This is a genomic window from Mesorhizobium sp. M0040 (genome assembly GCF_040323505.1).
Classification (GTDB): domain Bacteria; phylum Pseudomonadota; class Alphaproteobacteria; order Rhizobiales; family Rhizobiaceae; genus Mesorhizobium.
Map to the genome: position 1 here is coordinate 76,714 of NZ_JAMYVA010000006.1, position 12,771 is coordinate 89,484.

10 protein-coding genes and 1 tRNA gene are annotated in these 12,771 nt (G+C 65.0%); 7 read left to right on the top strand and 4 right to left on the bottom strand.

Translation table 11 applies throughout. The features are described 5' to 3' along the window. Window positions 1-3 precede the first annotated feature (3 nt). Genes NKJ91_RS07815 through NKJ91_RS07830 form a run of 4 tightly spaced genes read left to right on the top strand, consistent with a single transcriptional unit; the run spans window position 4 to window position 5,838 of the window. Complete coding sequence (locus NKJ91_RS07815) at window positions 4-1,575, top strand: phytoene desaturase family protein (RefSeq protein ID WP_352455075.1); 1,572 nt, start codon at window positions 4-6, stop codon at window positions 1,573-1,575. After that, complete coding sequence (locus NKJ91_RS07820; protein ID WP_352455076.1) at window positions 1,575-2,054, top strand: MarR family winged helix-turn-helix transcriptional regulator; 480 nt, start codon at window positions 1,575-1,577, stop codon at window positions 2,052-2,054. The genes NKJ91_RS07815 and NKJ91_RS07820 overlap by 1 nt, the downstream gene beginning before the upstream one ends. A gap of 42 nt (window positions 2,055-2,096) precedes the next feature. Then, window positions 2,097-4,250 (top strand): thiamine pyrophosphate-dependent enzyme, encoded by a 2,154-nt coding sequence (locus NKJ91_RS07825; RefSeq protein WP_352455077.1) that lies wholly within the window; start codon window positions 2,097-2,099, stop codon window positions 4,248-4,250. After that, complete coding sequence (locus NKJ91_RS07830) at window positions 4,243-5,838, top strand: indolepyruvate oxidoreductase subunit beta family protein (RefSeq protein WP_352455078.1); 1,596 nt, start codon at window positions 4,243-4,245, stop codon at window positions 5,836-5,838. The genes NKJ91_RS07825 and NKJ91_RS07830 overlap by 8 nt, the downstream gene beginning before the upstream one ends. Window positions 5,839-5,874: 36 nt before the next feature. Here the strand turns inward: NKJ91_RS07830 and NKJ91_RS07835 are convergent. Further along, window positions 5,875-5,950 (bottom strand) — tRNA-Thr (locus tag NKJ91_RS07835). Window positions 5,951-6,300: 350 nt separating this feature from the next. Here NKJ91_RS07835 and NKJ91_RS07840 point away from each other — a divergent pair. After that, window positions 6,301-7,464 carry a hypothetical protein gene (locus tag NKJ91_RS07840; protein ID WP_023676850.1) on the top strand — a complete coding sequence of 388 codons (1,164 nt, stop codon included), beginning with the start codon at window positions 6,301-6,303 and terminating at the stop codon, window positions 7,462-7,464. A gap of 102 nt (window positions 7,465-7,566) precedes the next feature. On the opposite strand, the gene NKJ91_RS07845 is transcribed toward NKJ91_RS07840, so the two are convergent. Continuing rightward, window positions 7,567-9,168 carry a cisplatin damage response ATP-dependent DNA ligase gene (locus NKJ91_RS07845; RefSeq protein ID WP_352455079.1) on the bottom strand — a complete coding sequence of 534 codons (1,602 nt, stop codon included), beginning with the start codon at window positions 9,166-9,168 and terminating at the stop codon, window positions 7,567-7,569. Window positions 9,169-9,406: 238 nt separating this feature from the next. Beyond that, the gene (locus tag NKJ91_RS07850) at window positions 9,407-10,417 is read right to left on the bottom strand and encodes a ligase-associated DNA damage response exonuclease (RefSeq protein WP_352455080.1); all 1,011 of its coding nucleotides are present in this window, start codon (window positions 10,415-10,417) and stop codon (window positions 9,407-9,409) included. Window positions 10,418-10,524: 107 nt separating this feature from the next. Between NKJ91_RS07850 and NKJ91_RS07855 the strand changes: the two genes are divergently transcribed. Next, on the top strand, window positions 10,525-11,469 hold the full coding sequence (locus NKJ91_RS07855; protein WP_352455081.1) for a class I SAM-dependent methyltransferase: 945 nt from the start codon (window positions 10,525-10,527) through the stop codon (window positions 11,467-11,469). Between the two features lie 55 nt (window positions 11,470-11,524). Beyond that, window positions 11,525-11,881, top strand: a complete 357-nt coding sequence (locus tag NKJ91_RS07860; RefSeq protein WP_352455082.1) for a hypothetical protein — start codon at window positions 11,525-11,527, stop codon at window positions 11,879-11,881. 7 nt (window positions 11,882-11,888) lie between these two features. On the opposite strand, the gene NKJ91_RS07865 is transcribed toward NKJ91_RS07860, so the two are convergent. Next, entirely contained in the window at window positions 11,889-12,752 is an 864-nt protein-coding gene (locus NKJ91_RS07865) for a prephenate dehydratase (RefSeq protein WP_352455083.1), read from the bottom strand. Window positions 12,753-12,771: the final 19 nt, after the last annotated feature.

Consider the following 12,771-nt stretch of genomic DNA (forward strand, 5'->3'; position numbering starts at 1 on the left):
TCGATGAGCGCTCCCGATCACATCGTCGTCGGCAGCGGCATCAACGCGCTGGTCTGTTCGGCGATGCTTGGCGGCAAGGGGGCGAAGGTGCTGGTGCTCGAGCGCAACGACCGCATCGGCGGCTGCATGCGCACCGAAGAAATCACCGCGCCCGGCTTCATCCACGACGTGATGGCGACGACCTTTGTCCTGTTCATCACCTCGCCGGCCTATGCGGCGCTGGGCAAGGATCTGGCGCGGCACGGCCTGGAGTTTTGCAACACCTCCACGCCGACCGGTGTGCTGCGCCCGGACGGCAGCCATGCCGTCCTGCGCACCGATCGTATCGCCAATGTAGCGGCGATCAATGCGCTTGCCGCGGCCGACGGCGACCGGCACGCAAACGATGTCGGCGAGATCGAGCGCAACGCCGGTCTGCTGTTCGGACTGCTCGGTGGCAGCCTGTGGTCCTACCCGACGGCCAGGTTGCTGGCGGGTGAAGCCTGGCGGCGCGGCCCGCGTGGCCTTGCCGCCTTTCTCGGCAGCGCGCTGGTGCCGGCGCGCGGTTGGCTGGAAAGCACCTACCAGTCGGAAACCATGCGCGCGCTGTGGGCGCCCTGGGTGCTGCATGCCGGCCTCGGGCCTGAGGACGCGTTCTCCGGCCAGATCGCCAAGGTCATCGCCTTCGCGCTTGAGGCGGCCGGCGCGCCGATCGTCAAGGGCGGTGCCAGGAATCTGCTGGCCGCCTTCGAAGCCCTGATCAGGGAACGTGGCGGCGAAATCCGCACCGGCGCCGACGTCGCGGCTATTGTCCAAAGCGGAGGCCGCGCCGCCGGCGTGCGGCTGGCTTCGGGCGAAACGATCAACGTGAATAAGAGCGTCATCTGCTCGGTCACGCCGACCCAGCTCTACGAGCGGCTGCTCGGCGACGCGGCGCCGAAAGCCGACGTCGAGGCAGCGCAAAAATACCGCTACGGCAAGGGCAATTTCCAGATCCACTATGCCTTGGACAAGCCGCCGGCATGGCGCGGCGAGGGCCTGGACAAGGTCGCGCTGCTGCATCTGACGCCGGGACTCGACGGCGTCTCGAAGGCCTGCAACGAAGCCGTGCGCGGCATGCTGCCGGAGGTGCCGACCATGTGCGTCGGCCAGCCGCACGCGCTCGACCCATCGCGCTGCCCGGACGGCAAGGCGGTCCTGTGGCTGCAACTGCCCGAGGCGCCACGGCATATCAAGGGCGATGCCGCCGGCAAACTGCAAACACCGGCAGACGGTCGCTGGACCGAGGCGCTGCGCGAAGCCTATGCCGACCGTGCCGAAGCGATCCTCGCCAGCCATATCGATGGGTTCAAGGACAGCGTCATCGCACGCCGCGCCTGTTCGCCGGCCGACCTGGAAGCGATGAACATCAATCTGGTTGGCGGCGACCCGTATGGCGGTTCCTCGGCCATCGACCAGTCGTTTCTGTGGCGGCCGTTCAAGACGAGCCGCAATCACGCCACCGGGGTCAGGGGTCTCTACCACATCGGTGCCTCGACCCATCCGGGTGCTGGCTTGGGCGGCGGCTCCGGCTTTCTCCTGGCGGGGAGGCTGTGATGGAACAGAAGGTTGAAAAGCGCCAGCGCATCTCGACTTTGGGCCAGATCGGCCTGCAGCAATTCGCGCCCTATCTGATGAACCGCATCATGGGCCGCTACAACGCCACCCTGCGTGACAATTTCCGCAAGCAGGGCCTGACCATTCCGCAGGTGCGCACGCTGGCCGTGTTGTCGGTCACCGATGGCGTCACCGTCAACGATCTCTCGGTCTATACCGTCATCGAGCAGTCGACCTTGAGCCGGACGCTCGACACGCTGGAGGGGCAAGGGTTTGTGCGGCGCGAGCAGGGGGTCACCGACAGCCGTATCCGCCATGTGTTCCTGACCGACGATGGCCGCGCCGAGTTCGCGCGCGCCTGGCCGGCCATGCACGACGCTTTCGAGGCAATGTTCGACGATGTCGACGATGCCGAATACGCGGCGCTGATCGCGACATTGCAGAAGATGCTGAAGAACATTCGCAAGCACGACATCTGATCTTACGCGCCGCCATCGGGGCGGTAACGGAAGGAGCCCAAAATGGCCGAACGGTCTTTTGCCAAGGAAGTCGAAAAGCTCAGGCTCGGCGCCGGCGAGGAGTTTTCCGGCGAAGGCATTCTCGCCATCACCAAGGCGCTGCTGCAATGCGGCGTCGGCTATGTCGGCGGCTATCAGGGCGCGCCGATCAGCCATTTGATGGACGTGCTGGCCGACGCGCAGGATATCCTGGGCGAGCTCGGCGTGCATTTCGAGGCCAGCGCCTCGGAAGCGACCGCCACCGCCATGCTGGCGGCATCGGTGCACTATCCGATCCGTGGCGCGGCCACCTTCAAGTCGACGGTCGGCACCAATGTCGCCTCCGACGCGCTCGCCAATCTCGCTTCCGGCGGCGTCACCGGCGGTGCATTGATCATCGTCGGCGAGGATTACGGCGAAGGCTCCTCGATCATGCAGGAGCGCAGCCACGCCTTTGCCATGAAGAGCCAGGTCTGGCTGCTCGACCCGCGACCGAACCTGCCGTCGATCGTCAAGGCGGTGGAGGACGGCTTCGAGCTGTCCGAGGTTTCCAACACGCCAGTCATGCTGCAGGTCCGTATTCGCTGCTGCCATGTCCACGGCCATTTCATCGCCAAGGACAACAAGCGCCCGGCAATGACTGTGGCCGATGCGCTCGAGGCGCCGCGCCGCGACACCGGCCGCATCGTGCTGCCGCCCGCGTCCTTCCTGCACGAGAAGGAAAAGGTGCAGAAACGCTGGCCGGCGGCGGTGGATTTCATCCGCACCAACAAGATCAACGAGTTTTTCGGCCCGGAGCACGGCTCGGTCGGCATCGTCATGCAGGGCGGCATGTACAATTCGGTCATCCGGGCGCTGCAGCGGCTCGGCCTCGCCGACACTTATGGCGACACCGACGTGCCGCTCTATGTGCTCAACGCCGTCTATCCCTTAGTCGACGACGAGTTCCTGTCTTTCTGCGAAGGCAAGGACGCCGTCCTCGTCGTCGAGGAAGGCCAGCCCAACTACATCGAACAGGCCTTTGCCGCGATGCTGCACAAGGCCGGCCGCGGCACCAAGCTCGTCGGCAAGGAACATCTGCCTATGGCCGGCGAATATACCGGCCAGGTGATGCTCGACGGCATCGGATCGTTCCTGCGTTCCACCATCCCGCATCTGCTGCCAAGCGAGGTCCGCGCGCCGAACAAGATCGGCGACGGGCTCGACACCGCCGACCTGATCAACGTCGTCCCGGGCCGGCCGCCCGGCTTCTGCGTCGGCTGCCCGGAGCGGCCGATCTTCACCGCCACCAAGCTGGTCGAGCAGGAGCTGGGCAAGCACCACATCGCCTCCGACATTGGCTGCCACCTGTTCTCGATCATGCCGCCTTTCGAGCTAGGTGCCACTACCATGGGCTACGGGCTGGGGCCGGCCTCGGCTTCGGCGTTCAATTCGCCCGATGCCAAGCGCCGCTCGATCTCCTTCGTCGGCGACGGCGGCTTCTGGCACAACGGCCTGACCTCCTCGGTCGGCAATGCCGTGTTCAACAAGAACGACGGCGTCATCGTCATCGTCGACAATTTCTATTCGGCCGCGACCGGAGGGCAGGACATTCTGTCGTCCCGCGCCGGCAACAAGACCAAGTCGACCAAGCACCCGATCACCGAGGCGGTGAAGGGCATGGGCGTCAAATGGCTGCGCCACATCGACCGCACCTACGACGTAACCAAGATGCAAGACACGCTGCGCGAGGCGCTGACGACGGACGAGAAGGGCCCGAAAGTCATTGTCGCCTCGTCCGAATGCATGCTCAACCGGCAGCGCCGCGAAAAGCCGCTGGTCGACAAGGCGATCAAGGGCGGGACGCGCATAGTCAAGCCGAAATTCGGTGTCGACGAAGATATCTGCACCGGCGACCATGCCTGCATGCGGCTGTCCGGCTGTCCGTCGCTTTCGGTGAAGTCGCTCAACGATCCGTTGCGCGACGATCCGGTGGCGCATATCGACCAAAGCTGCGTCGGTTGCGGCAATTGCGGCGAGGTCGCCGATGCGGCGGTGCTCTGCCCGTCCTTCTACCGCGCCGATGTCGTGCACAATCCGAGCCGCTGGGACCGTTTCCTTGAAGCCGCGCGTCGCGCCGCGATCAGTCTCTTGCAGCGGCGCCGTGAAAGCCGGCGCCTGATATTCGCCGATGCTTGACGCCGTGCCCTCATCGCGCTCGAAAGCCGGCGCCCCCGAAGACGAGCGCGTCATCAAGCTCGCCGTGCTGGCGGTCGGCGGCCAGGGCGGTGGCGTGCTGGCCGACTGGATCACCGACGTCGCCGAGCGCAACGGCTACGTCGCGCAATCGACCTCGGTCGCCGGCGTCGCCCAGCGCACCGGCGCCACCATCTATTATGTCGAAATGTGCCGCGACACCGGCCGCCTGCCGGTCTTCGCGCTGTCGCCGTCGCAGGGCGACGTCGACATCCTGATTGCCGCCGAACTGATGGAGGCCGGCCGCGCCATCATCCGCGGCTTCGTCACGCCCGAGCGCACCACGCTGATCGCCTCGTCGCACCGCATCGCCGCGGTCTCGGAGAAGATCGAGCCCGGCGACGGCCGCGCCTCGTCCTCCAAGGTGCATGCCACGGCGGAAGCCGCGGCCAAGCGCTTCATTGCCTTCGACATGGAGAAGATCGCCGCCGACAATGGCTCGATGATCTCGGCCAGCCTGCTCGGCGCGCTGGCCGGCTCCGACGCCTTGCCGTTCAGTCGCGAAAGCTATGAGCAGGAGGTCAGTGCCGGCGGCCGTGGTGTCAAGGCCAGCCTCGCCGCCTTCGGCGCCGCCTACGATCGGGCGCGCGGCATCGCGAGTGCGCCTTCGGGCGACAAGACTGCACAGCCGGCGGCCGCTGAAACCGGCTCGGGCGCCGCGACAGAAGTCAGCGGCCCGGAAAGCCTGTTGAAGGGCTGGCAACAATTGGCGGCGCGCGTCGCCACGCTGCCTGTACCCGTGCGCGACATGGCGCTTCGCGGCCTGAAAAAAGTGGTCGACTATCAGGACGTTGCTTGTGGCGGCGAGTATCTCGATAGGCTCGACCGGGCCGTCGCTCTGGACGATGCCGAACACGCCTACGCGCTGTCGATCGCCGCCGCCAAGCATCTGGCCAACGCGATGTGCTACGACGACATGATCCGCGTCGCCGACCTGAAGACGCGCTCTAGCCGCGACCGACGCGTACGCCGTGAGGTTGGCGTCAAGGACGGCTCGGTCCTGCAGGTGACCGAATATTTCCATCCGCGCATCGAGGAATTCTGCGGCACGCTGCCGGCTGGGCTCGGCAGCTACATCGAGGCGCGGCCGAAGCTCGCCGCCTTCCTCGACCGCCGCATCAACCGCGGCCGCCATATCCGCACCGACAGTTTTGCCGGCTTTGCCGCATTGTGGTTCATCGGCGGCCTGCGCCGCTGGCGCCGCCGGCTGCTGCGCCACAAGGTCGAGACCGCCCATCTCGAGCGCTGGTATGCGCTGGCGCTCGGCCATGTCGGCCAGGACTACGCGCTTGGCACGGAGATCCTCAACTGCCGCCGGCTGATCAAGGGCTACAGCGACACCCACGCCCGCGCCCAGTCGAAATTCGACCGGGTGCTGTCGGCGCTCGACCTGCTTAAGGGCCGTCCGGACGCCGCCGACTGGATCCGGCGCCTGCGCGAAGCAGCACTGAAGGACGAGAAGGGCGACATGCTCGACGGCGCGCTGAAGACCGTGGCGTCGCTGGGCGACGGCGACGTTCCATCAAGTTGATCTGTGAAATGGTCCCGTTTAATTCATCGAGAATTTTGGTGCCGCTTAGGTGACTCGAACACCTGACCCCATCATTACGAATGATGTGCTCTACCAACTGAGCTAAAGCGGCCCGGGAAGCCGAGCTTCCAAGATGGGCTGCGTGATAGACGCAACCGGCCGCGAATTCAAGATGGCAGTCGCGAATTCAGGACGAGGTTTGGCAATTCGTCTCTGTCGCGACCGGGCGCGCAAGGGCAGCCGCCGCATCGATCCGGCATAGGTCGTGCGATGCCGCGCCGGCAGGCGGCACGCCGCGGTGACCGGAAAATCAGCGAAAAATGTTGATTCCTTTACCGAAAATCACCGAAATGAGCTTTGTGCCCCTCGGCAAGGCAGAATGCGGCCGCTCGCTTGTTGATTGATTGGTCGCCTGCGGCTAACGATCATGACAAAGTGAGTGAAATTGCAGAGGGAATTCGCTTGGACGCGATCGAAAAAGCGATCCGCAATGCCTTCGAGAAAGGCAATGCCGACGACCGGGCGTTTCGCGAGCGGGTCTATCGATCGGCTTTCGCGGCACTCGACCGTGCCCTGCAGGCCAATCCAAACGTCACGGTGGAGGTCGCCATCAAGCGCCGCAAGGCGGTCCAGGCGAAGATCACCGAAATCGAATCGGAATTCCTGCCGGCGGTTGCCGACGTCGCCGCGCCGACCGACAGTTTGCAGGCAGCACCGGCGGTGGAGCCTCCGGCTGAAACTGAAACCGAAGCCGAGCCCGCGCCGTCGCCCGATGTCGTCGTTGACGGTCCAGCGCAGCCGCCCGAATCCGATGCGCCGCGGTCGCGCGTCCTGCCGGTCGTTCCCGACATCATGCCCGATGCGCCTGTTCCCGAGGCGCCGGTGATCGACATGGGGGCCTCGGTTCCGACCGAAGCCGACGTCGAAACCGACGATGCGGAAGTGACGCCCGACCGCGACGACCGGCGGGCGAGGCGGCGGCGCCTGCCCTTGACCGCGATCTTCTTCGGTGTGACGCTGCTCGCAGCCGCCGGCATCGGCCTTTATTTCGCCAACCAGACCGGCGTCTTCAAATCGGCGACCGAGCTCGACACAGCGCCACCGGAAGCGCCGCCAACGGTCGATGGCGAAGATTTCACGCCGGACGACACCGCTTCGCCGCCGAAGCAGGGCGAGCAGGACGAGGCGCGCGACTGGATCAACGTTTTTTCGCCGGGTGACCCGACGCAGGTCAATGCACCGTCGGACGCCAAGGCCGACGTTATCCAGGACGAAAGCGGTTCCTTCCTGCGCATCCGCTCGGGCGCATCCGGCTCGGCCATCAGCTTCGACGTCGGACAAGGCGTGCTGGAAAAACTGGCCGGCAAGCATGCCACATTCGACATCATCGCGCGCTCCGAGGAGGGCCAGGAGACGCAGATTTCCGTCGATTGCAATTTCGGCGAACTCGGCGACTGCGGCCGCAAGCGCTATGCCGTCGGTCGCGAGCGCAATGAATATCTGTTCGACGTGCGCTTTCCCGACAAGCGTCCGGGCGCTGCCGGCACCATCGCCATCAATTCCGACTTCGACAAGCAGGGCAAGTCGGTCGACATCTACGAGATCCGCGTTTCAGTCGTTCCCTAAAGCACGTCGCGTTCGGACCGGCCTCATGCGACGCACTTCAGGTTCTTGTTTTGATGCATGTCGTTACCGCAAAACCGCTGCACACTTTTTGCGCGACATGCGTTAACTATCGAGCAGCGCCTGCAGCGTCTCGATGCGGTCGGCTTCCGCCGCCGGCTTGTCCCAGCGCAGCCGCGAAATGCGCGGAAAGCGCATGGCGACGCCGGATTTGTGCCGCGTCGAGCGGTTGAGCCCTTCGAAGGCTACCTCAAGCACCAGCCCGTTCCTGCGGTCGGCACGCACCGAGCGGACCGGGCCAAAGCGCTCGATCGTGTTGTCGCGGACATATTTGTCGATCTGCCTCAGTTCCTCGTCGGTGAAGCCGAAATAGGCCTTTCCCACCGGCACCAGCTCCTCCGATCCTTCCGGCCCGGACCAGACGCCGAATGTGTAGTCGGAATAGAAGCTCGAACGCTTGCCGTGGCCGCGCTGGGCATACATCAGCACCGCGTCGACCGTGTGCGGATCGCGCTTCCATTTGAACCACGGGCCCTTCGGCCGCCCGGCCACATAGGGCGAATCCCAGCGCTTCAGCATGACGCCTTCGATAACCGGATGCAGCGGCTTGCGGCGCAATTCCTCGAGTGCCTGCCAGTTGCTGAATTCGACCAGCGGCGACAGATCGAAGCGGCTCGGATCGAGTGTCCTGACGAAGGCCTCGAGCCGGCCGCGCCGTTCGCGGAAGGGAAGTCCGCGCAAATCCTCGTTACCAATCTGCAGCGCATCGTAGCAGCGCATGAAGGCGGGGTATTGCTGCTGGATCTTGGGTGACACGCTCTTCCGGTTCAGCCGCTGCTGCAGGTCCGAGAACGTGCCCGTCGCCTGCCTGGGGTCACCGACCAGAAGCTCGCCGTCGAGGGCTCCTGAAAAATCCATAGCCTCGGCAAGATCCGGAAAGGCGCCGGAGACGTCGTCACCGGTGCGGGAATAGAGCCGGCGAATGCCGCCTTCGCAAACCGCCTGGACGCGGATGCCGTCCCATTTCCATTCGGCCGCGTAGTCGGCCGGGTCGAGCTTTTCGAGGTCGCCGTCGCCGACGGCATTCGACAGCATCACCGGCCTGAACAGCGCCAGCGCCGTCTTCCTGGGTTTTTCCGCTTTACCCTCCAGCCAGGCGAACAGCCCGATATAGGGCGGCGTCAGCCCCTGCCAGAGTTCCTCGATCTCGGCGATTTCGACCTTGCCGAAATCGGCCAGCGCCTGCTTGGCCAGCCGCGCCGAGACGCCGATGCGCAGGCCGCCGGTGACCAGCTTTATGATGGCGAAGCGCGCCGAAGTGCTGGCGCTGTCGAGCAGCCGGGCCAGCACCTGCGGCCCGTCGGAACGGCTCGCCGCCTGCAGCTTCGCCACCACCTCGGCCAGCGTCGGCTCGTGGTTCGCAATGTCGACCGGCGCCTGCGGCCAGACCAGCGACACGGTCTCGGCCAGGTCGCCGACATAGTCGTAGGAATAGCCGAACAGCACCGGATCCATGCGCTCGATCACCAGTGTGCGCAGCATCGCCGGCTTGACCGCGGCGATGGACAGATCGCCGGTGATGGCAGCCAGCGCCAGCCCGCGGTCCGGATCCTCGACGCTGCGGAAATAATCGGTCAAGAGCGTCAGCTTGCCGTTGCGCGACGGCGTCAGCACCAGCCGGTCGAGAAGCTCGGCGAAGCGGTTCATGAGCGGCGCGCCAATGGGAAAGGCTTGCGTTCTGTCGCGCCCCCCTCTGTCCTGCCGGACATCTCCCCCTCAAGGGGAGAGATTTGCTGTCGCGACTGCTTTCGCCAATTTCCAACGTTGCAGGATGAGCGGCAAAACCAAAGCTGCCGATCTCCCCCGTTGAGGGGGAGATGGCCGGCAGGCCAGAGGGGGGCGCCGTAGAGCGCCGTACCGGCGATTGCTGGATCCAAAAACACCATCAATCGCCCTCGTCCTCATAGCCGACGAGATGCAGCGGCCGGGCGGCAATGCCTTCGAGCTCGCACCAGCGCACCAGCGCCTCCTCGCGGCCATGCGTTACCCAGATTTCTTCGGCGCCGGTCTCCTTGATCGTCGCCGTCAGTTCGTCCCAGTCGGAGTGATCGGAAATGATCAGCGGCAGCTCGACGCCGCCCTGCTTGGCGCGCTGGCGGATGCGCATCCAGCCTGAGGCGAAGCACGACATCGGATCGGGAAAACGCCGCGCCCAGCGATCGGCGAAGGCGGATGGCGGGCCGACGACGAGGGCGCCGGCAAAGTCGCTTTTTTGGCCGGTCTCGACGGTCGCCGGTTCCAATGTGCCGAGATCGATATTCTGGCTCTGGTAATACTCGCTGAGCTTGGCCAGCGCGCCGTGGATGTAGATCGGCTTTTCGTAGCCGGCATCGCGCAGCAGCCGCATGACGCGCTGCGCCTTGCCCAGCGCATAGGCGCCGACCAGATGCGTTCGCTCGGGAAACTGCTCGGTCGATTTCAGCAGCCGGGCGATCTCTTCGGTATCGGGCGGATGCCGAAACACCGGCAGACCGAACGTCGCCTCGGTGATGAAGACGTCGCATTTGAGCGGCTCGAACGGCTCGCAGGTCGCGTCCTTCTGGCGCTTATAGTCGCCGGACGCGACGATGCATGTGCCCTGATGCGCGACCTTGATCTGGGCCGAGCCAAGCACATGACCAGCCGGGTGAAAGCTGACGGCCACACCGCCAAGCGCAATCGTCTCGCCGAGCACGGCGACTTGCGTCGTTCCGGCAAAACTGTCGCCGTAGCGCAGCCCCATGATATCGAGCGTCTGCTGCGTCGCCATCACCGAGCGGTGGCCGGAGCGGGCATGGTCGGAATGGCCATGTGTGATCAGCGCCCGGTTGACCGGCCGCACCGGGTCGATGAAGAAATCGCCGGGCGGGCAATACAGCCCTTCCGGCCGGGGATGAAGCAGGTCGCTGGCGCGCATGGCCCCAAGATAGGCGCTAATTCCGGCGCGGGAAGCCTGTTGTAAGTCACTGCTGACTCCAGCATAGAGCGCAAGCCGGCTGCAAACACCCGGCGGAACCCGATCGCATGAAACCGCTCCAGACCTCGTCCGGCGATTTGACCGCCGACCGCCGCGCCGACTATGCCGAAATGCTCTATGCATCCGGCGATCATGCGGCAGCGGCGGAATTGCTGCTCGGCGCGCTCGAACTGGCGCCGCAATGGCCAGCCGGCTGGTTCCGCCTCGGCGAGATGCAGGAGGCGGCGGGCGCGCCCGATCGTGCCGCGCAGGCCTGGACGACGGCACTGCGGCTCGACCCGGCGGACAGGCTCGGCGCGGTGCTCAAGCTGCAATTGATCGGCAGGGCGGCGGCGGCACAGGCGCCGCCCAGCGCCTTCGTCGAGACGCTGTACGACCACTATGCCGGGAGTTTCGAGGCTGAGCTGGTCGACAGGCTCGGCTATCGCCTGCCCGAATGTCTCGACCGCGCCATCCGGGCGGCACGGCCGGGCCGGTTTTCGCTGGTGCTCGATCTCGGCTGCGGCACCGGCCTCATGGGCCAGAAGCTGCGGCCGATCGCCGACCGGCTGGAGGGTTACGACATCTCGACCGGCATGCTGAGGCAGGCGCGCGCCAAAGGCGTCTACGATCTGCTCGTCAAGACGGACCTGCAGGATTTTTGCTATTCTGGCCCGAAAGCCGATCTGGTGACGGCGGCCGATGTGTTCATCTATCTCGGCGCACTCGACAAGGTGGTGAACAAGATTGCCGGAATGCTTGCCGGCGGCGGTCTGTTTGCGTTCTCCGTCGAGACGCTCCCGGGCGGAGAATCGTCTGACAGCGCCGGCTTCGCCCTGCAGCCGTCGCGCCGCTACGCGCATTCGCAAGGCTATGTAGAGCGGGTTCTGGATGCCGACGGCTTTTCGATCCTGTCGCTGCAGGCAACAATCATCCGGCAGGATCGCCGCCAACCGGTCGAAGGGCTGGCCGTAGTGGCAAGCTTGCTTTCCGGCAGCGTAAAATCTGGCTAAGACTTCTGCCGCTGCGCATGAGAAGCCGCAGCCGCGAAAGACAAGGAGCACGTTCATGCGCTGGAACATGACGGTCTTGGCATCTTGCCTGGCGATGGCCGGCTGCGTCGGCAATTCGATGTCCGAACGGCAGGACGAAAACGTCCAGTCCTCGCTGCAATATGACAAGGTGCCTTGCGATCAATTGCTGGCGCAACGAAACGGCCTGGCGCAGCAATATCATTTGCCGGTGGACGCCAAGCCGTCCTTCTCCAACCCGGCGACGGGCTTTGGCCCGTTCACGCCGGACATGCGCTCGAAAGCCAAACGCGACGCCGACCAGGCAAGCGGCAAGATCGACGCCATGAACCGGTCGATCAGCCGGCGCGAATGCGGCAAGCCGGCCAAGCAGAACAAGCTCGGCCTGACCTGACCGGATCCTAATCCGCCACCTTCCATTGCTCGCGCGAGGCGCTGGCGGGATAGACGCCGAGAATGCGCATTTCGCGCGAGAAAAAGCGCAACTCGTCGAGTGCCAGCTTGACCAGCGGATCGTCGGGATGGCCCTCTATGTCGGCGTAGAACAGCGTCGCCGTAAACGCGCCGAGCTGGTAGCTTTCCAGCTTGGTCATGTTGATGCCGTTGGTGGCAAACCCGCCCATCGCCTTGTAGAGCGCCGCCGGCACGTTGCGGACGCGGAAGATGAAGGTCGTCATCATCCTGGCGTCGGCCGAGGGACGTTCGGCCCATTGCTTGTTCTTGGTCAGCACAACGAAGCGGGTGACGTTGCTGTCGGTGTCCTCGACATTCTCCTCGATGATGTCGAGTCCGTAGAGGGTCGAGGCCAGCGCCGGCGCCAGCGCGGCCATGGTGCGGTCCTTCATCGCGGCGACCATCTTGGCGGCGCCCGCGGTGTCGCCGGCAACCGTCGCCTTCCAGCCGTTCTTGCGGATGTATTTGCGGCATTGGCCGAGCGCGTGGATGTGGCTGTGCACGGTCCTGATCTCGTCGCGCCTGACGCCGGGCAGCACCATCAGCTGGAAGTGGATCGGCAGAAAGTATTCGCCGATGATGTGCAGCTTCGATTCCGGCAAGAGGTGATGGATGTCGGCGACGCGGCCGGCAATGGTGTTCTCGATCGGGATCATCGCCAGATCGGCTTTGCCGGTCTCGACCGCATTGAAGGCGTCCTCGAAGGTCGGGCACGGCAACGGCTCCATCGACGGGAACATGTTGCGGCAGGCGGTGTCGGAATTGGCGCCCGGCTCGCCCTGGAAGGATATTTTGTTGGTCTTTTCAGCCATGCGCAGAGTCTCGGGGATT